Source organism: Actinomadura opuntiae (assembly GCF_030283205.1).
GTDB lineage: Bacteria > Actinomycetota > Actinomycetes > Streptosporangiales > Streptosporangiaceae > Spirillospora.
The window spans coordinates 135428-156466 of record NZ_JASNWF010000014.1; the positions used below are offsets into that span (position 1 = coordinate 135428).

At 73.4% G+C, this 21039-nt stretch carries 9 protein-coding genes; 5 read left to right on the plus strand and 4 right to left on the minus strand.

Annotated features, from left to right (window positions below; translation table 11 throughout):
* Positions 1-148: 148 nt before the first annotated feature.
* From QP089_RS28880 to QP089_RS28890, 3 genes are all read left to right on the plus strand, one after another.
* Positions 149-1993 (plus strand): hypothetical protein, encoded by a 1845-nt coding sequence (locus QP089_RS28880; protein ID WP_285915658.1) that lies wholly within the window; start codon positions 149-151, stop codon positions 1991-1993.
* Positions 1994-2316: 323 nt separating this feature from the next.
* On the plus strand, positions 2317-4113 hold the full coding sequence (locus QP089_RS28885) for a fatty acyl-AMP ligase (RefSeq protein WP_285915660.1): 1797 nt from the start codon (positions 2317-2319) through the stop codon (positions 4111-4113).
* A gap of 95 nt (positions 4114-4208) precedes the next feature.
* Positions 4209-6929, plus strand: a complete 2721-nt coding sequence (locus QP089_RS28890) for an MMPL family transporter (protein ID WP_285915662.1) — start codon at positions 4209-4211, stop codon at positions 6927-6929.
* Positions 6930-6932: 3 nt separating this feature from the next.
* Here the strand turns inward: QP089_RS28890 and QP089_RS28895 are convergent, their stop codons facing one another.
* Positions 6933-8165: a glycosyltransferase gene (locus QP089_RS28895; protein WP_285915664.1), complete on the minus strand. Its 1233-nt coding sequence runs from the start codon at positions 8163-8165 to the stop codon at positions 6933-6935.
* A gap of 9 nt (positions 8166-8174) precedes the next feature.
* The gene (locus QP089_RS28900) at positions 8175-10910 is read right to left on the minus strand and encodes a DHA2 family efflux MFS transporter permease subunit (protein WP_285915666.1); all 2736 of its coding nucleotides are present in this window, start codon (positions 10908-10910) and stop codon (positions 8175-8177) included.
* Positions 10911-11172: 262 nt separating this feature from the next.
* On the opposite strand from QP089_RS28900, the gene QP089_RS28905 reads away from it, so the two are divergent.
* Together QP089_RS28905 and ccrA are read left to right on the plus strand one after the other, a co-directional pair.
* Positions 11173-17718, plus strand: coding sequence for a type I polyketide synthase (locus QP089_RS28905; protein WP_285915668.1), 6546 nt, complete (start codon positions 11173-11175; stop codon positions 17716-17718).
* A 40-nt stretch (positions 17719-17758) separates the two neighbouring features.
* Positions 17759-19078, plus strand: coding sequence for a crotonyl-CoA carboxylase/reductase (gene ccrA, locus QP089_RS28910; RefSeq protein WP_285915669.1), 1320 nt, complete (start codon positions 17759-17761; stop codon positions 19076-19078).
* A 56-nt stretch (positions 19079-19134) separates the two neighbouring features.
* Here ccrA and QP089_RS28915 read toward each other — a convergent pair whose 3' ends face one another.
* Together QP089_RS28915 and QP089_RS28920 are read right to left on the minus strand one after the other, a co-directional pair.
* Positions 19135-19785 (minus strand): class F sortase, encoded by a 651-nt coding sequence (locus QP089_RS28915; RefSeq protein ID WP_285915670.1) that lies wholly within the window; start codon positions 19783-19785, stop codon positions 19135-19137.
* Positions 19778-20515, minus strand: coding sequence for a hypothetical protein (locus tag QP089_RS28920; protein WP_285915671.1), 738 nt, complete (start codon positions 20513-20515; stop codon positions 19778-19780). Before QP089_RS28920 ends, QP089_RS28915 begins: the two co-directional genes overlap by 8 nt.
* Positions 20516-21039 lie beyond the last annotated feature (524 nt).

Below are 21039 nucleotides of genomic sequence, written 5' to 3' on the forward strand. Positions count from 1 at the left end.
ACCGATTTCACTACGCGAAAGAGGGGGGCCGCTTCGGAGGCGACACGTTACGTATGGCCACACAGTGGAAACAAGTGACTACACACGGCGACGAATCGCCGCCCCCCTGCGACGACGAAGAGAACGTGAAACCGCGAGAGGGGACCGCGTGCGGACCGGTGGCAGCAGGACACGCAGCAGGGCGCGCGTCGGCGCGATCATGGCGACCGGCGCGCTCGCCGTACCGCCGATGACGCTCACCGGGGCCGCGGCGGACGCGGACCCGCCCGGAGTCCGGTTGCTCACCGAGACCTCGACGTCCGCCGGGCTGTCCGGCGGGCCGGGCTACGCGCTCGGCTACACCGTCCGCGTCCGCGCCGAGGGCGGCGTCGCGCACCACGCCGTCCTGCGCATGCTGGCCGGCGACCCGCTGGCCTGGACGAGCCATTCCGCGGGCTGCGCCCAGCTGGACTCCGGCCACGAACTGCGCTGCGACCTCGGCGACGTGGGCGGGGCGCCGGTGACGCGGACCGGCACCGTCTCCGTCCCGTCCTCCGCTGTGGGCCGCCCGTCCGCGACGCCGCTGACCATCCTCACCTACGCCGAGGCCGACGACGCCGAGCCCCGCTCGACCCGGGCCGTCCTCGACTTCACGCCCGGCGACCCGTCCGCACCGGCGGACGCCCCGCCCGCGCCGAACGGCGACGCCGCGCACTGCAGCGGCGGCGCCGACGCGCCCTGCCACAACGGCGCCGCACCCCCCGCGACCGGCACCGCGCAGCAGGGACGCCCGCCCGCCCAACCCCAGCCCGCCCCGCAAGGCCACCCGGCCCCGCAGGCCCCGCCAGCGCCCCAAAGCCACCCCGCCCAACAAGCCCACCCAGCACCGCAGGGCCAGCCCGCCCCGCAGGGCCACCCGGCTCCGCAGGGCAACTCCGCCCCGCATGGCCAGCCGATGCCGCAGGGCCACCCCGCGCCGCAGGGCCACCCCGCGCCGCAGGGTCACCCCGCCTCGCAAGGTCACCCCGCCTCGCAAGGCCACCCCGCGCCGCAGGGTCACCCCGCCTCGCAAGGCCACCCCGCCTCGCAAGGCCACCCCGCCTCGCAAGGCCACCCCGCCTCGCAAGGCCACCCCGCCTCGCAAGGCCACCCTGCGCCGCAGGGGCACCCGGCCCCGCAAGGTCATCCCGCCTCGCACGGTCAGCCGGCGCAGCACGGTCGGCCGGGCTCGCATGGCCGGCCCGCGCCGCAGGTCAAGCCCGTGCCGCAGGTCAAGCCTGCGCCGCAGGGCCACCCGAACCCGCACGGTCAGCCCGTCCCGCACGGTCAGCCGGCGCATCATGGGCGGCCTGCGCACCACGGCCACCCGGCGCACCATGGCCAGCACGCACATCACTCCTCGCCCGTGCAGCAGAACGGGGTGACGCATCACGGCGTGCCGGGCGGCGGGAACGTTCCAGAGTATGGGGGCGTGCCCTCGCGGCCGGACGAGTCCGCTGCGGACGACGGGTGGGAGGAGGGCGACGAGCCGTCGGTCTCGTCCGGCGGAGGCTCGGCGGGCGGGACGCATTGCCGGGACGGCCGGACGCGCGGCGAGCCTTGTCACGGGGGCCTCGCGGGAAGCGGGACGTCCGGTGACGGGAATGAGTGGGAGCAGCAGGTGCCGAAGCTGCCGATCGTTCCGACGCCCGGGCCGCACGGGGTCTGGCTGCCGCCGCTGAACGCGCCGGGCGTGGTGCCCGCGCCGAACAGCCAGGCCATGGCGGGGACGACGAGCGACGACGCGGACGACAGCGAGAGCCGGATGACGCTGGTGTCGCCGGCCGGGATGCAGGAGGGCAACGGCACCGACTGGGCCGTCGTGCTCGGCATCGCCGTCGTGGCGGAGATCGCGCTGCTGTGGGGCGCCGCGTGCGTGGGGCTGTGGCGGCGCCGGATCGCGCTCTACCGCGCCGAGACGCGGGCGGCGGAGGCGCGGGCGGCGGCCGCCGAGCGAGGCGGCGCGTACATCTGACGTGCGGCGGCCTACACAGGGGCGGCGCCGGCGTGGGATCATGCAGCGGATCCTCGCGGCGGACGGTAGTCCGCACACGGTCGGTAACGAACCCTGCGCCGAGGTATGAAAAGGTCGGTCCTCTTGTCATGGCCGTGACAAACCCGGCTGCGGCGAATGTGGCGCCCGGCTAATATCGCCCGCTCCCTACCATCCGGTAGCTTCACGATCATCGCCGGTCGCCGGGGGGCGCCAGACGAGTCGTCCGGCCGGCCGCACGCACCGCCGACGGCGCCCGCCCCCACCGATGGCCCGCCCGGCCCGTCCCCTCGGGAGATTGATCAATGGCATTGGGCTCGCTGCTTCCCGAACTCCTGCCCGGCGGCTCCGGCCGCACCCCGCTGATCGAACGGGTCGCGCGGTGGGCGAGGGAGAAGCCGGACGCCCCGGCCTTCACCTTCGTCGACTACTCGCTCGACCCCGCCGGCAAGCACATCACGCTGAACTGGGCCGACACCGACCGGCGCGCCCGCGCGACGGCCGCGGCGCTGCGCCAGGTGACCGGGCCCGGCGAGCGGGCCGCGCTGCTGCTGCCGCAGACGCTCGAGTACATGATGACGATGCTCGGCGCGATGTACGCGCACGTCGTCGCGGTGCCGCTGTTCTCGCCGGACCTGCCGGGGCACGCCGACCGGCTGATCGGCGCCTACACCGACAGCGAGCCGGCGGTGATCGTCACGACCCGCAACGCGCTGCCGCACGTGGAGAAGTTCCTCGCCGACCACGACGTCCCGCAGCCGAAGGAGATCCTGTTCGCCGAGGAGGTCGACGAGTCGCTCGCCGGCTCCTGGGAGGACGAGCCGATCGGGTTCGACGACCTGGCGTACCTGCAGTACACCTCGGGGTCGACGCGCCGCCCCGCCGGCGTGGAGATCACGCACGGCAACGTGACGGCGAACGCCGCGCAGCTGTGGGCCGGCTGGGCGCCGGAGAAGCCGGACCCGGAGCTGGTGAGCTGGCTGCCGCTGTTCCACGACATGGGCCTGATCGCGACGATGGCGCTGCCACTGGTGCGCGGCGACCACGCGATCTACACCGACCCGGTGTCGTTCATCATGAACCCGATGCGCTGGCTGCAGCTGATCTCCGGGCGGCCGGGCAAGAACGTGTACACCGCGGGCCCGAACTTCGCCTACGAGTACGTGGCGTCGATGGCGAGCCCGGACAAGCTGGCGGACCTGGACCTGTCCGGGCTGACGACCTGCCTGAACGGCGCGGAGCCGATCCGCACGTCCACGCTGTCGACGTTCGCGGACGCGCTGGCCCCGGCCGGGCTGCGGCCGGGCGCGCAGGCCCCCGGCTACGGGCTGGCGGAGGCGACGGTGTTCGTCACCGCGGCGGCCGAGGACGTCCCCCCGAAGATCATCTCGGTGGACCGGGAGCTGCTCACCCAGGGCGAGCTGCGGCTGTGCGACGCCGGCGCCGAGCGGGCGAGCACGCTGGTGTCGTGCGGGCGGCCGTCCGGGCAGATCGTCGCGATCGTCGACCCGGACGCGCGCACCGAGCAGCCCGACGGGCGCGTCGGCGAGATCTGGGTGCACGGCCCGAACACCGCCGCCGGGTACTGGCGCAACTCCGAGCGCAGCCAGGACACCTTCGGCGGCGAGCTCGCCGAGCCGGGCGAACTGCCGGCCGGGCCGTGGATGAAGACCGGCGACTACGGCGTCGTCCACGAGGGCGAGCTGTACGTCACCGGCCGCATCAAGGACCTCATCATCGTCGACGGCCGCAACCACTACCCGCAGGACATCGAGGTCACCACGCAGGAGGCGCACCCCGCCGTCCGGCCCGACCACGTCGCGGCGTTCGCGCTGCCCGGCGAGGAGACCGAGCGGCTGGTGGTGGTCGCCGAGCGCAACCGCCGCGTCCCGCTCGGCCGCCTCGACCTCGACGAGGTCGAGTCCGCGGTGCGCGGCGCGATCAACGTCGAGCACGAGATGAGCGTGCACGAGTTCCTGTTGATCGAACCGGGTGGCGTGTCCCGCACCTCCAGCGGCAAGATCGCTCGTGCCGCCACGCGGCGGCGGTACCTGGACGGCGAGCTGCCCACCACGGCGGCGCGGCTGGCGTCCCGCAGGTAACCTCGGCGCGACCGGCCGAACGCGCGGGCGGTACGGGACCGGCAGGACGGGCCGCGGGGCGTCGCGCCCCGCGGCCGTGACGACACAGGAGGACCATGCTCTCGGGGCTGGGGCGTCTGATCCACCGGCGGCGCTGGTTCAGCCTCGTCTTCATCCTGCTGGTCACCGTCATCGCGGGCGGCTGGGGCCTCGGGGTGTTCGCCAAGTTCAAGGCGGGCGGCTTCGAGGACCCGAACGCCTCGTCCACGCTCGTCGCCAAGCTCGGCGCGACCTACTTCGGCAGCACCAACCCCGACGTCCTGGTGCTCTACAAGAGCGACACCCTGACGGTGGACGACCCGCGCTACGAGGCCGCCGTCGTCACCACCGTCGCGCGGCTGCCCAAGGACCACGTCGCCGAGATCATCTCGTACTGGGCCCTCGACAACGAGAAGGACGCGGCGTCGTTCGCGTCCCGCGACAAGCACGAGACGTTCGTCGCCCTGAAGCTCAAGGGCGACGACGCCGCCAAGCCGGCGGACTACCACGCGATCAAGGACCGGCTGCGGGCGCCGGGGCTGACCGTCCGGTACGGCGGCGCCGTACCGCTCAACGAGGAGTTCGGCGAGCAGGTCACCGCCGACATCGTCCGCGCGGAGACGATCACCGCGCTGCCGCTGCTGGTCCTGCTGGTGCTGCTGTTCGGCGCGGTCGTCGCCGCGTCCCTGCCGATGGTCGTCGCGGTCTTCTCGATGATCGGCGGGCTGGCCGTCCTGCACGTGGTGACCTATGCCGCCGACGTGACGTCCTTCGCCCTCGAGGTCGTCACGATGATGGGCGTCGGCCTCGCGATCGACTACTCGCTGTTCATCATCAGCCGGTTCCGCGAAGAGCTGCAGCGCGGCATGACGGCGCACGGCGTCCCGCCCGGAAAACCGTGGAAACGGGAACGCGGGAAGGAGGCGCGCAAGGCCGCGAAGAAGGCGCACCGGGAGACGATGCGGCCGATCCGGGAGGCGGCGCTCGCCGCGACCCTCGCGACCGCCGGCCGTACGATCATGGTCTCCGGCGTCACCGTGTCGGCCGCCCTCGCGGGCCTGCTGCTGTTCCCGCAGATGTTCCTGCGCACGATCGGCCTCGCGGGCATCGCCACCGTCATGGTCGCCGTGTTCGGCGCGACCGTCCTGCTGCCGACGCTGCTCGCCATCCTCGGGCCGCGCGTCGAGGGCGGGCGGATGCCGTGGCGGCGCCCCACGTCCAAGCGGGCGCAGCGCGACCACGACAGCGGCTTCTGGTACCGGCTCGGCCACAGCGTCATGAAGCATCCGCTGCCGTACTTCGCCGCGGTGCTCGTCATTCTGGGCGTGCTGTTCGGGCCGTTCCTGCACGTCCAGTTCGGCAGCGTCGATGCCCGCGTCCTGCCGAAGGACAGCCCGACCCGCGCCGTCGTCGAGACCGTCAAGCACGACTTCCCGAACGGCACCGCCGAGCCCATCGACGTCGTCATCTCCGGCGACCTGATCCCGCGCAACTGGAAGCCGACCAAGTCGGGCGACAACATCCCGCCCTACCTGGAGGACTTCCGCAAGAAGCTCGCCGCGATCCCGGGCGTCACCGAGGCCAAGTTCACCGGCTACTCCGGCTCGTACGGCGGCGTGCGCATCTCCGTCACGCACAAGTACGAACCCATGGACCAGCACGCGCAGGACCTCGTCAAGACGATCCGCGCCATGAGCCTGGTCAAGGACGGCTACCCGATGCACATCGACGTCGGGGGCAGCACCGCCGCGCAGATGGACCTGATGTCCAGCCTGATGCGCAGCCTGCCGAAGATGGCGGTCGCCGTCGGGCTCGCCACGTTCATCCTGCTGTTCATGTTCTTCGGCTCCGTCGTGCTGCCGCTGAAGGCCATCGTGATGAACGTGCTGTCGATCGGCGCGTCGTTCGGCGCGATCGTCTGGGGGTTCCAGTACGGGCACCTCGCCGGCGTCCTGGACTTCACCCCGACGGGCGGCGTCGAGGCCACCAGCATGATCCTCATCCTCGCCGTCGTGTTCGGCCTGTCCATGGACTACGAGGTCTTCCTGCTCAGCCGGATCCGCGAGGAATGGGACCGCAGCCACGACAACCGCACCGCCGTCGCCCGCGGCATGCAGCACACCGGCGGCATCATCACCAGCGCCGCCCTGCTGTTCCTCGTCGTCGTCGCCGCGTTCAGCCTCGCCGGGATCACCGTCGTGAAGCTGATCGGCGTCGGCATGTTCGTCGCCGTCGTCGTGGACGCCGCGCTCGTCCGGTCGCTGCTCGTCCCCGCGACCATGCGGTTCATGGGCGCCGCGAACTGGTGGCTCCCCGGCCCGCTCGCCTTCCTGCACGCCAGGATGGACCTGCGTGAGCACAGCACCGCCGGCGCGGCCGTGAAGACGGTCGCCGTTCCGCCGCCGCTTCCGGAGGAGCAGCCGTACCCGTACCGGGTGCACTGGGAACAGGCGACCGCCGAACCACCGGCGCGCCCCGCGCATACCGCCCCGGCTCCTGCCCCTGCTCCTGCTCCGGCCCCTGCCCCGACCCCCGTCCCGACGCCGTCGCGCCGGCCGATGGTGGACGCGAACGACGCCTTCACGCCGGCGTTCCGTCCCGCACCGGGCGGAGCCCCCAACGGCGAGCGCCCGCAGATGGTGTTCCGCGACGCCGCGCCCCGCCCGGCGGCACCGAAGGCCCCGTGGGCGCCGTGGGCGAACGGCCAGCCGCAGCCCCGCCCCGTCCGCCCGCCGCGGGTCAAGCGCCGGATCGTCCCGTCCCCGGACGGCAACGGCTGGACGTGGAGCTCCGACTGACCGTCAGCGCAGCAGCCCGTCGATGACCGCGCGGGCCTGGCCGACACCGTCCTCGGCCCGGATCCGCCGGCCCAGCTCGTACGCGCGGTCGGCCATCTCCTGGTCCTCGGCGACGCGCCGCAGCTTCCGCGCGAGCCTCGGCACCGTCATCGCGCGGAACGGCAGCGGCGACGGCCCGGCACCCAGCGCCGCGACGCGCTCGCCCCAGTACGGCTGGTCACCGAAGAACGGGCACACCACCGTCGGCACGCCGGCCCGCAGGCCCGCCGCCGTCGTCCCGGCGCCGCCGTGGTGCACGACCGCCGACATCCTCGGGAACAGCCACGAATGCGGGACGTCCCGCACCGCGAGCACCTCGTCGTCCGAGGTGTCCGGGTCGCCTTGGACCACGCCGCGCACACCGGCCAGCCGCAGCGCCGCCCGGACGACACGTCCGGTCATCTCCGCGTCCTTCGGCACCATGCTGCCGAACCCGACATAGACCGGCGGCGGCCCCGCCTCCAGGAACGCGGCGATCTCCTTCGGCGGCTCCCACTCCGGCTCGTCCAGGAACCAGTACCCGGTCACGTGCACGCTCTCCGGCCAGTCCTTCGGACGCGGCACCACCGCCTCGCTGAAGCACGCCAGCACCGGCGTCCCGTCCCGGCGCAGACCCCTGAGCGGCAGCTTGGACAGCCCCAGCCGCTCGTCCCGCCACGGGTTGATGAACGGCCGCGACAGCTGCCACGCGACCTGGTCGATCGCCCCGAAGCTCGCCCGGTTCCCCCAGCGCCCCAGCATCCGCGCCTGCGGCACGAACGGATGCGGGAACACCCCCGTCGGCTGGCTCGGCTGGAAATGGATCAGCGCCCGCGGCACGTCCAGATGCTCACCGATGTGCTCCGGCAGGAACCCCAGCGTCGGCCCCAGGATCAGATCGGCGCCCTTGCAGGCGTCCAGGCACTCGCCCAGCAGCCGCTCGGCCATCGGCCCGAGGATGCGCCGGAACCCGCCGAGGAACTTCACCGGATTCCGTCCTCCGGCCAGCAGCTCCTGCCCCGCGTCCGACTCCAGGATCTCCGTCGGGTCGGCCGTCAGGGGCGCCAGCTCAAGCCCCGCCGCCACCGCCATCGGCGCGTACCGCGCGCTCGCCACGAGCCGGACCTCGTCGCCCCGCTCCCGCAGCGCCCGCCCGAGCGCCACGCACGGCTGGATGTCCCCCCGCGACCCGGCGGCGAAGATCACGATTCGGCTCACGGCTTCTCCTCACCAGGCATCGCTGCGCGGACGCACGTCCGGCTCGCCGGCCGGCTCCTCGTCCTCGGGAACGTACGGCGCGTACAGCCACCCGTCCGGCGGCGGCGGAGGCCACCCCGGCCCCCCGACCTCCGGCACGGGGCCTTCCGCACCCCCGCGCCCGGCCACCCAAGCATCCCCCGGCTCCCCCAAAGGCACCCCCCGCGCACCACCCGCCTGCTGCGGGCCCTGCACGGTATCCACCGCCCCACCGAACGCCGCGTCCTCGCCCTCACCGGCCGAGACGACACCACCCTGACCACCCGGTGCCTCGCCACCGGCCCAGTCGCCCGCCGTCTTCAGAGGGCCGCGCTCCTCACCCATGAGCGGCTCGTCCGCACCTCCCGGGCCCGCGACACCCGTGGGCGCGGTGTCCAGCGTCTCGTCGGACGGCACGACACTGCGCCCGTCACCCGGTGGACTCGGCCAGGCTGCGGCGGGTGGCGTCTCCACACGAGGAGCACCCTGGTGTTCTGGGGCTTCGAGCGGGTGGCCCGCGCCTTCAGCCGCCGAGCTCGGCTCGTCCGTTGCTGCGGTCGGGAGTTCGCCGCTCACCTGCCCGTCCGCGAGGGCGTCTTCGCCGTCTGGAGCTTCCCCACTGGCCTGGCCTGCCGCCACCTGGGAGGGCGCCGCTTGGTCGGACGGCACGACGCCGGGCGCGTCGTCCGGGGGGCTCGGCCAGGCTGCGGGGGGTGGGGCTTTCGGGGGGGTTGCGTTGTCGGGCGTCGGGGCCGGGTCGGTGGCCGTGCGGGCTCTGGTGATGGCTTCGGCTGCTCGTTCGATCGGCAGGACCTCGTCGGCGGGGAGGGCCGGGGGGACGGGGGCCGTGAGGGGGGAGCTGCCGGGGAGGGTGCTGAGGGGGTCGTCGTCGGACGGGCGGGAGCGGGCGGCGGTCTCGTCGTCGAACCACCGGCTGGCCGGCGGGCGCGGGGGGCCCTCGGCGCTCTGCGTCCACCAGCTGGGCTCATCGGGGGACGGGTACTCGTCGGGGCTGGTCCAAGTGGGGATGGCGGTGTCGGCCCAGTCCTGCCAGGGGGACGTCGCGTCCGGCGGGGCCGGGCGCCAGGCAGGGGCGGAGGCGTCGTCGTCGGGGGCGTCGCTCCACCAGTGTGGGCCGGGGGTGGGGGGTGCGGCCATGGTCTCCGTTTCCGTCCTGAGGGAGAGGGGCGCGGGGACGGGAGCGGCCTCGGCGGGCCGGACGATGGGGAGCGGGTCGCGGGGCGTGGCGGTGCTGGCGGCGGCGAGGGCGGGTTCCGGTTCGGCGATGAGCGGGGCCTGCTTGCCGTGCTTGGGGCCGATCCAGCCGCGCCGGCTGGGCAGGGTGAGGCCGCTGATCACGCCGCCGATGAGGACGAGGACGGCGCCGAGGACGAGGCCGGAGGAGGTGCCTTCCCGGAACGACTCGAGGGCGCCAGCGCTCGCGCCCTCGTCGGGGACGGTCTGGATGAGCAGGCCGACGATGGCGATGCCGAACGCGCCGGACGCCTCGCGGATGACGTTGATGACGCCGCTGGCGACGCCGGCGCGCTTCTCCGGGACGGCCTTGAGCACGTACATGACCAGGGGCATCGCGAGGGCGGCGCCGACGCCGACGAGCAGCACGCCGGGCATGAGGTCGGCGTAGCCGTCGCCGGTCTCCAGGGTGGAGAACAGCACCATGCCGACGCCCATGAGGGCCATCCCGGCGCCGATGGCGGGGCGGGGGCCGATCTTGGCGGCGAGCAGGAACGCGACGGGCGTCAGCAGCATGATCGCGATGGCGGGCGGCAGCATGACCAGGCCGGCCTCGGGCGGGGAGAAGCCGAGGAAGCGCTGCAGGAACGGCTGGGAGTAGAACATCATGCCGTTGAAGCCGATGCCGTAGAGCATCTGGGAGAGCAGCCCGCCGGTGAAGACGCGGTTGCGGAAGAACCGCAGGTCGATCATCGGGTCGGGGGCCCAGCTCTCCACCACGACGAAGCAGACGAGGGCGATCGCGCCGAGGGCGAAGGTGCTGAGCACGGACGGGTCGGTCCAGCCGTGCCTGTTGCCGTCCTCCAGGCCGTAGATGAACGCGAACAGCATCGTCGCGGAGATGAGCACGCCGGGCAGGTCGATGCGGGCGCGCCGGTTCTCGCGGCGTCCGGTGAGCACGACGGCGCCGAGCAGGATGACCAGGATGCCGGGGACGATGTTGATGAGGAAGATCCAGCCCCAGTGGAAGTGCTCGACGATGATGCCGCCGATGGTGGGGCCGAGGGCGGTGGCGCTGGACGCGGCGCCGATGAAGACGATGTTGCCGATGGAGCGCTGCTTGTCGTTGCGCCCGACGGTGACCATGACCTGGGTGGCGGGCAGGACGAGCGCGGCGCCGCCGCCCTGCACGATGCGGGCGAGGATGAGCACCTCGGAGCTGTGCGCGAGGCCGCAGACGGCGGACGCGGCGGTGAAGACGGCCATGCCGGTGGTGAAGGTGACGCGGCAGCCGTACAGGTCGGTGAGCCGCCCGCCGGTGATCATCAGGCAGGAGAACATCAGGATGTAGCCGGTGGCGACCCAGTCCTTGGCCGAGGACGACATGCCGAGGTCCGCCATGATCCTGGGCAGGGCGGTGAAGACCACCGTGTTGTCCATGGTGGTCATGAACGCGCTGACGGCCACCACCGCCAGCGCCCATCGGTATCGGCCCCGGGTCACCTTGTGCTGCGGCGGACGGTCCCGTGCCACCGGGAAATCCGCCGCTTCCCCCTAAAAGCGTTCGTGGCTATTGTTACGATTGGTTGGCATCCGGTCACTCAGCCCGCTCGCAGGGCAGAGTCCCACAACTATCCCATCAGGCCACATTGGTTACTGCCGAGTCTTGTCATCACCGTGACAAGTGCCGGGGGAGAAAAGTGGTCTGGATGCGCATCGTGAGCCGGTCACCGTAGGACAAAGTGGTCCCTCCGCTTCGATGAACGATCCCGGTTTCATGGGGGGAACCCACCGCATGCAGAGCAACGATCGTTCCGGAGCCGGCGCGCCCGACGGCCCTCGGATCGCCGCGGACGCGATTCGCCGGCACCTGATCGAGCAGATCGCGCGGCGCTCCCGCATCCCCGTGGCCGAGGTCGATCCGGACCGGCCGCTCGAGGAGTTCGGGCTGGCGTCCCGGGACGCGGTGGCGATCGCGGGCGAGCTCGAGCAGATGCTGGGCCGGGCCCTCCCCGCGACGCTGGTGTGGGAGCACCCGACGATCAGCAAGCTCTCCCGGGCGCTGGCGGACGGCCCGGACGCCGCCGCCGAGCCCGAGGCCGCGGTGGCGCCGTCCGTCCGGGAGGCCCGGCGGGACGAGCCGATCGCGGTGGTCGGGATCGGCTGCCGCTTCCCCGGCGGCGACCGCGATCTGACCGGGCCGGAGGACTACTGGCGGTTCCTGACCGGGCGCGGCGACGCGATCCGGGAGGTCCCGGACGGCCGCTGGGACCCGTTCGACGACGGTTCCCCCGAGGTCGCCGACCGGCTGGCGAAGACGACGCGGCTCGGCGGGTTCCTGGACGACGTCGCGCAGTTCGACGCGCAGTTCTTCGGTCTCACGCCGCGCGAGGCGGCGGTGATGGACCCCCAGCAGCGCCTCGTGCTGGAGGTGGCGTGGGAGGCGTTCGAGCACGCCGGGATCGGTCCGGCGTCGCTGCGCGGCAGCCGCACGGGCGTGTTCGTGGGCGTGTCCGCGCCGGAGTACGCGGCGTTCACCGCGTCCGACCTGGCGTCGCTGGAGCCGTTCACCGCGACGGGCGCGGCGCTGAGCATCATCGCGAACCGGCTGTCGTACCTGCTGGACCTGCGCGGTCCCAGCATGATCGTGGACACGGCGTGCTCGTCGTCGCTGGTGTCGACGCACCTGGCGGTGCAGGCGCTGCGCAGCGGTGAGGCGGACGTGGCGCTGGCGGGCGGGGTGAACCTGCTGCTGTCGCCGACGGTGACGATGACGTTCGACCTGGCCGACGCGACGGCGCGGGACGGGCACTGCAAGGCGTTCGACGCGTCCGCCGACGGCATGGTCCGCGCGGAGGGCTGCGGCGCGGTGGTGCTGAAGCGGCTGTCGGACGCGGTCCGCGACGGCGACCGGGTCCTGGCGGTGGTGAAGGGCTCGGGCGTCAATTCCGACGGGCGTTCCAACGGCCTGGTCGCGCCGAACTCCGACGCGCAGCGGGCGCTGCTGCGGGACGTGTACGCGACGGCCGGCGTCGAGACCGGCGAGGTCGACTACGTCGAGGCGCACGGCACCGGGACGTTCCTGGGCGACCCGATCGAGGCGAAGGCCGTCGGCGAGGTGCTCGGCGTCGGGCGCGGCGAGGACGAGCCGCTGCTGATCGGCTCCGCGAAGTCGAATCTCGGGCACATGGAGTCGGCGGCCGGAATAGCGGGTCTCATCAAGACCGTCCTGGCGTTGCATCACAAGGTGATCCCGCCGAGCGCGCACTACAAGGAGCCGAACCCGCACATCCCGTTCGAGGAACTGCGGCTCCAGGTCGTCGCGGAGGAGACGCCGTGGCCGGAGCGCGGCCATCCGGCGCGGGCGGGCGTGTCCGGTTTCGGGTTCGGCGGCACGAACGCGCACGTCCTGCTGGAGGAGGCTCCGGCGCAGGAGGCCGTGTCGCAGCCGGCGGTCGTCCGGACGTTCCCGCTGTCGGACACCAGCGACGACCGGGTCCGCGACCACGCCGCGCTGCTCGCCGAGTGGGTCCCGAACCGCGACGACGTGAAGCTCGCCGACCTGGCGCGGACGCTGCACCGGCGCGGCGGGCGCGGCCGGTCCCGCGCGGCGGTGTCGGCCCGTGACCGCGCCGGCCTGGTCGAGGGCCTGAAGGCGCTCGCGGAGGGCCGCCCGCACCCCGGCGTCGTGACCGGTTCGGCGCTCGGTGTCCCGGGGCGCCCGGTCTGGGTGTTCTCCGGGTACGGGGCGCAGCGCGCGGGCATGGCGCAGCGGCTGCTGGAGGAGGAGCCGGCGTTCGCCGAGGCGATCGACGACCTGGACGGCCTGTTCGCCGAGGAGGGCGGCCCCGAGCTGTGGTCGCTGCTCGAGGAGGGCCGCAAGCCCGAGGGCCCGGCCGACGCGATGCCGGTGCTGTTCGCGATCCAGATCGGCCTGGCCCGGATGTGGAAGGCGTACGGCGTGACGCCGGGCGCGGTGATCGGGCACTCGATGGGCGAGGTCGCGGCGGCGGTCGTCGCGGGCGCGCTCACCCCGCAGGACGGCGTCCGGGTGATCGTCCGGCGGTCGAGGCTGCTGACGCAGCTGGTCGGCGGCGGCGCGATGGCGGTGCTCGGCGCGTCCGCGCAGGAGGTCGAGCGGCTGGCCGACGGACTGCCCGAGGTGTACGCGGCGGTGCACTCCTCGCCGAAGCAGACGGTCGTGACGGGCGACGCCGACCAGGTCGCCGAGATCGTCAAGCGCGCGGAGGCGGAGGGCCGCCTGGCCCGGATGGTGCAGGCGGAGGGCGCGGGCCACTCCCCGCAGGTCGACCCGCTGCTGCCCGGCCTGCGCGAACAGCTCGCCGAGATCGGTCTCGAGCAGGGCACCCCGCTCGCCGACGGCATCAGGCTCTACACCACCGCCCTGCCCGACCCGCGCGCGTTCGACGGCGAGGACGCGCGGCTGGACGTCGAGTACTGGGCGGCTAACCTGCGCAACCCCGTCCGGCTGACGGACGCGGTGTCCGCGGCGGCCGAGGACGGCTTCCGGACGTTCGTCGAGGTCAACGCGCACCCGATCCTCGCGCACGCGATCGGCGAGACCCTCGACGGCAGCGGCGCCCTGGTCACGCACACGCTGAAGCGGGCGCCGAAGGGCCAGGAGACCGACGACACCCTGACCTTCCACGCGCAGCTCGCGACGCTCGCCGCGTACGGTCTGACCGTTGCACAGCCTGTGGACGGCCGGATCGTGGACGTCCCGCAGTCGCCGTGGCGGCACGAGCGCCACTGGGTGGACTTCTCGTCCCGCACGCGAGGCGGCCGCGACGAGCACCCGCTGCTCGGCGCGCACGTCGAACTCCCCGGTGAGGACCGGCACGCCTGGCGCGCCGACGTCGGCCTGGCCGCGCAGCCGTGGCTGAACGACCTGAGCGTGCACGGCTTGCACGCGCTGCCGGTCGCGGCGTTCGCGGAGATGGCGCTGGCGGCGGGCGCGACGGCGCTCGGCACCGAAGCCGTCCGTGTCAACAGCCTGTGGATAGAGCGGCCGCTCGCGCTCGCCGACCACACGACCGTGACGACGACGTTCGCCGAGACCGAGCAGCGGATCGAGATCCACGCGCTGACGCCCGCCGGCACGTGGGTGCGGCTGGCCAGCGCGGACGTCGGCGAGGACGACCGGCCCCCCGCCGCGCCCGAGCACGGCGCGGCGACGGAGGTCGCGGGCGCCGAGCGCGGGTCGCGGCACTACCGGCTGCACCCCGAGGTGTTCGACCGCTGCCTGGCGGCGCTGTCCGACGAGGTCGCGGCGTCGGACGGGCGGGGCGGAGTCTGGCTCGCCGAGACGATCGGGAGCCTGCGCGTGCACGGGCCGTCGCATCGCGGCGGGCACGTCCGCGCGGCGGTGACCGACGACGACGGCGAGATGATCGGGTCCGTCGCGCTGCTCGACGGCGACGGCGAGGTGCTGGTCGAGGCGACCGGCATCGTGCTGCGCCGCGCCGAACGCCACGACGTGCCCGTCCCGGTCGCCGACAAGCTGGTCGAGCTGGTCTGGGACGAGACCGAGGCGCCCGGGTCCGGTGAGGGCGACGGCCGCTGGCTGGTCCTCGCCGAGGACGACGACGCACTCGCGGGCGCCACGGCCGCCGGGTTGGAGGCGCGCGGCCGCCGCGTCGTCCGGCATCCCCTGGCGAACCGGGACGAACTCCCGGTGACCGGCGACCCTGTGGACGGCGTCGTGCTCGTCCCGTCCGCCGATCTCGTCGACGAGGACCTCGTGCTCGCCGTCGCCGGCGTGAGCCGCTCCCTCCCGGACGGCCCGCGCCTGTACGTCGCGACGCACCGCGCCGCCCCCGTGCGGGCGGGCGAGGCCGGCGAGCCCGGGCACGGGTTCGCCGCGGCGCTCACCCGCGTGCTGGCGTTCGAGCGGACCGTCCAGCGGGCCACGCTCGTGGACGTCGACCGCCCGGCCGACCTCGTCGAGGAACTGCTCGGCGACGGCGACGCCCGCGAGGTCGCCTGGCGCGGCGGCACCCGGTACGTCGCCCGCCTCGCGCAGGCCGTCCTCCCCGACTCCGACGCCAAGCCGAAGAAGATCGTCAAGCGGGGCGGCGCGTACGTCATCACCGGCGGGTACGGCGGGATCGGCCTGGTCACCGCGCGGCTGCTGGCCGACCGCGGCGCCGGCCGTATCGTGCTGTCCGGCCGCGGCGGCCCCGGCGCCGACGCCGAGAAGGTCATCGCGCGGCTGCGCGAGAGCGGCGTGGACGTCGGCGTCGTCCTCGGCGACATCGCCGCGCCCGGCACCGCCGAGCGCCTGGTGCGGGTCGCGCAGGAGGGCGGCGTGCGGCTGTGCGGCGTCGTGCACGGCGCCGGCGCGATCGACGACCGGCTGATCGCCGACCTCGGCGCCGAGGATCTCCACAGGGTGTGGACGGCGAAGGTCGAGGGCGCGCGGCGGCTCAGCGAGGCCACCTGGGACCTCGACCTCGACTGGCTGGTCATGCACTCGTCGGCGGCGGCGCTGCTCGGCTCGCCGGGCCAGGCCGCGTACGCGGCGGCGAACGCGGCGATCGACGCGCTCGCGGCGTACCGGCGGGCGCACGGCCGCCCCGGCACCACGATCAACTGGGGCACCTGGTCGCGCGTCGGCGGCGCCGCCGAGTCCGCGGTGACGGTCATCGACCCGATCAGCCCCGAGGAGGGCGCCGAGGCCCTCGAAGCGCTGCTCGCCCACGGAATGGCCGCGACGGGCGTGCTCCGCTTCGACCCGGTCACGGCGGTCGAGCTGTTCCCCGAGATCGGCGACATGCCGTACTTCGCGGCGCTGACGGAGGCCGCCGCCGAGCGCGGCGCCGGCGACGCGGGCGACTGGCCCGGCGTCGACGCGCTCAAGGAGCTCGACCCGGCCGAGGCCCGCAGACTGATCGCCGGGCAGGTCAGGTACCGGATCGCGTCCGTCCTCGGGTTCGACCCGCAGCGCCTGGACCCGGCCGTCCCGCTCACCGACCTCGGCCTGGACTCGCTCGTCGCCGTCCGGATCAAGAGCGGCGTCGAGCACGACCTCGGCCTGACCGTCCCGCCCGCCGTGCTGCTGCAGGGTGCGAGCGTGAACGTGTTCGAGGAGTGGGCGGCCGGCGAGCTCGGCCTGGCCGACGCCGCCGCGCCCACCGCCGCGACCGCCGTCTCCAACGCCGAGTCCGGCTACGTGATGCCGCGCGACGCCGCCGAGCGCCTCGCCGTCCGCATCTTCGAGGACGTCCTCGGCCTGGACCGGGTCGGCGTCACCGCCGACTTCTTCGCCGACCTCGGCGGCCACGAGCACCAGGCCGACCAGGTCGTCGCGATGGTCGCCGCCGAACTCGGCGGCGAGGTCACGCGCGGCGAGCTGTTCGAGGTGCCGACCGCGGAGAACGTCGCGGAGGTCATCCGGGCCGCCGACGAGGAGGCCGCGCGGCAGACCGTCCGGCCGCTCAAGCCGTCCGGCGACCGCCGCCCGATCTTCATCGCGCACCCCGCCGGCGGCACCACCGCCTGCTACCGGCAGCTCATCGACCTGCTCGGCGACGACCAGCCCGTCTACGGCCTGGAGCGGTTCGAGGACGCGCCGCCGGTCGAGGAGCGCGCCGCCCGCTACGTCCAGCACCTGCTCGAGACGCAGCCCGAGGGCGCGTTCCGGCTCGGCGGCTGGTCGTTCGGCGGCGTCCTCGCCTACGAGACCGCCCGGCAGCTCACCGCCGCCGGACGCGAGGTCGAGTTCGTCGCGCTGTTCGACGCGGGCATCCCCCTCGCGGTGGACGACGAGTCCGACACCCTCGCCCGCCGCTTCTCCGCGTTCGCCGACTACATCAACGAGACCTACGGGCTGGACGTCACGCTCACCTACGAGGAGCTGTCCGGCCTGGACGAGGAGGCGCAGTTCGCGCTGGTCATGGAGCGGGCGGCGCCGCTGGTGGACTACATCCCGCCGGCGGCCCTCACCCACCAGCTCACGTCGCACCAGGACACCCGATCCCTGGAGGCGTACCGGCCGAAGCCCTACGACGGCCGCGTCATCCTCTACTACGCCCCGGAGGAGACCCCCTGGGCGGTGCGCGACGCGCGTTACGTGCTCGACGGGACCAACGGTTTCGGCGGGCTCTGCTCCGACCTGGAGATCGTCACGATCCCCGGGGTGCACCACCTGAACCTGCTGGACCCGCCGGGCGTGGAGGCACTCGCCGCGCACCTGGAGGGCCGGCTCGCCGGACGCGCCGCGGGCGCGGACGGTGCAACCCGGCGGCCCGCGGACGGCCCGGACGCGCAGGACGCGCCCGGCCGCGCCCGGACCGCGGCACGGTCAACTCTGGCCCGCTGAGGGCCGCGCCCCCCACCCCGTCGTTCCACGGAGGACACTCATGGCCCACGACCTGCTCGACGCCGTCCGGTCCGGTGCGAGCGGACCCGAGCTGGCGGAGATCGACCTGCCGACCCGGTTCCGCGCCGCGTTCACCCGCAAGGACGAGGTCGGCATCTTCGACGGCCAGACCGACAAGGACGTGCGCAAGTCGCTGCACGTCGGCGAGGTCGACATGCCCGAGCTGGCGCCCGACGAGTGCGTGGTCGCGGTGATGGCGGCGGCGATCAACTTCAACACCGTCTGGTCGGCGATCTTCGAGCCGGTGCCGACGTTCGCGTTCCTGGAGAAGTTCGGCCGGCAGGGCTGGTACGGCGCCCGGCACGACCTGCCGTACCACATCCTCGGCTCCGACGGCTCCGGCGTCGTCGTCCGCACCGGCAGCGGCGTGAAGAGCTGGAAGGTCGGCGACAAGGTCGTGCTGTCCCCGTCCTACGTGGACGAGGAGGACCACGGCTCCTACGACGACGGCATGATGTCGGAGTCGCAGCTCGCCTGGGGCTTCGAGACCAACTTCGGGTCGCTCGGCGAGTACTGCATCGTCAAGGCCAACCAGCTCATCAAGAAGCCCGCGCACCTCTCCTGGGAGGAGGCGGGCTCCAACACCCTCTGCGCCGGCACCGCGTACCGGATGCTGGTCGGCCGGCACGGCGCCCGCATGAAGCAGGGCGACGTCGTGCTGATCTGGGGCGCGACCGGCGGGCTCGGCTCGTTCGCGACGCAGCTGGTCCGCAACGGCGGCGGCATCCCCGTCGGCGTGGTCTCCTCCGAGGAGAAGGCGGAGATTGTCCGGGCGCAGGGCTGCGAGCACGTCATCAACCGCAACGACCTGAACCTCGGCGAGCAGGGCCTGCGCAACCCCAAGGCGGGCCGGATCCTCGGCGAGGCGATCCGCGGCCTCGTCGGCGAGGACCCCGGCATCGTGTTCGAGTACCTCGGCCGCGAGACGTTCGGCGCGTCGGTCTACGTCGCCAAGCGCGGCGGCAAGATCGTCACCTGCGGCTCGTCGACCGGGTACAAGCACGAGTACGACAACCGCTTCCTGTGGATGCGGCTGAAGAGCATCATCGGCTCGCACGGCTTCAACTACCACGAGGCCGTCGAGGTGAACCGGCTGTTCTCCCTCGGCATGATCCACCCGACGCTGTCGAAGTCGTTCCCGCTGGACGAGGCTGGCGAGGCGACCCGCGCCGTCCAGACCAACCAGCACGTCGGCAAGGTCGCCGTGCTGTGCGGCGCCACCGGCGAGGGCCAGGGCGTCGACGACCCGGCGCTGCGCGAGCGCATCGGCGAGGAGAAGTTCCACCTGTACCGCCGCTGACCACCCCGCATGTCGGGCCCCGGCGGTCACCGCCGGGGCCCGACATGTTCGCGCGTTCAGGAGGCCGTGAGCCTCGAGTAGACGATCAGGTTCTCGGTGTAGTGGCCCGCCCTGGGGTCGAAGGCCCCGCCGCAGGTCACCAGGCGGAGGGCCGGGTGGTCGAGCGACTCGCCGAAGACCTTCTGGTGCGGGAAGGCGTCCTTGTTGACGCGCTGCGCCCGCTCCACGGTGAAGGTGGCGGTGGTCCCGTCCTTGCGGCCGATCTGGATCTTGTCGCCCGGCTTCAGGTCCTTGAGCCGGTAGAACACCGCGGCCTTCTTGTCGGCGTCGACGTGGCCGAGGATGACCGCCGGGCCGACCTCGCCCGGCGTGGGCCCCTCCTTGTACCAGCCCGCCAGGTTCGGCCTGCTCAGCGGCGGTTCCTCGATCTGCCCGCCCGGCTTCAGCCCGATCTGCCCGACCGGCGCCGACACCCCGATCCTCGGGATCGTGATCGTGGTGGGCTCGGACGGGGCCAGGGACGAGACGTTCGACGCGGCCGTGGTGCCGCTCGGCGCCGCGCTCGGCGCGGGCGCCGGCGGCGGCTTCGAGGACGAGGCGCCGCCGCCGTCCCCGCCGCCGCAGCCGCTCAGCAGCAGTCCGGTGAGCAGCACGCCGGCCGCCGCTGCGGCGCGGCGACCGGCGGCCGGTGCTGGGAGATCAGGCAACGTTCGACCGCTCCCGGGCCGTCCGGCGGCGCAGCGCGACGGCGCCGAGCCCGGCGGCCGCGAGCGCGCCCCAGCCGATCGCCATCAGCGGCGCGCCGGAGCCCGCCGTCCGGCCGTACATGCTGCCGTCACCGGTGTCGATCCGCCCGTTCGGGATCTTCGGCGTGGTCGGCTGCATGCCGGTGCCGGGCTTGGCCGGGTTCTTGGACGGGTGGGTGCTGAACCGGACCGACCCGAAGCCCTTGCAGACCACCGTGGCGACCGTCGGGTCGGGCAGGCTGCTCTTGAAGGTGCCGGTCGCGGTCCACGTGCTCTTGCCGGTCTTCGCCACCGGCAGCGGGCTGCGGGTGTAGCCGTTGCTGGTGATCGTCACCGTGCTCGGGCAGGTCACCGTGAACGTCGTGTGGCGCCCGGGCGCCACGACGCGGCTGGACAGCCGCACCTTGTCGAACCCGAACCGGAACACCGGCTTCGGCGTGGTGGGCGGCAAGGTCGGCGGCTGGTCACCGGGGGAGACCTCGACCCAGTGCGGCACCTTCTGCCCGGGCTCTAACGTGCACTTCAGCAGCGTGCCGTCGGCGAGCTTCACCTTCTTGCCGACGTCGGCCTTCTTGCAGAACTGTCCCGCCTTCGGTCCGTCCTGGGCGGGCGAGGCGAGTGCGGTCCCCGCCATTCCGAGCACCATGGACCCGGTGGCGACCGCCGCGGCGGCCAGCCGAGTTGCGCGCATTTGCCTGCTCCTCTGATCGGGGGGTCTCTCCGCGCGTCCCGGGCTGGACTCGCACCTGGCCGATGGCGGGGAAGCCGCGGAGCCGCGCGGCTGTCAGGCGGGTGCGCTCGTCGGGCGAGGCCCGGTGGGGCGGATGAGAACGATGGGCCTGGAGCCTAGCGGGATCAACCACCCCACAACCGAAATGCACCGAAAAGATTAGCTGACTGGCCATTTCCGGAAACCTGCGGGAATGGTGTAAACCTGACCCGTCCCCCGCGCGACCCCCTGACGAGAAACGATCTTTGGACGCGTAACGGCGGGTCCGAAGCCGTCGGACGAGCGGCGGCGCAAGGCGCTCGCTCGCCGCCCGCCCCCTGGGCTGGACCGGCGAGACCGGAGTGACCTCCGTCACATCGCTTTATGCAACCCGAACCGGGTCATTGGCGAAGCGCTGCGCTTTCTAACGGTACGGACGAGAAACATCGCTTAGCGTAGTTGCCTCTGCTATGCGACAAAACAGATGATCTGTGCCAGTTTGAGGC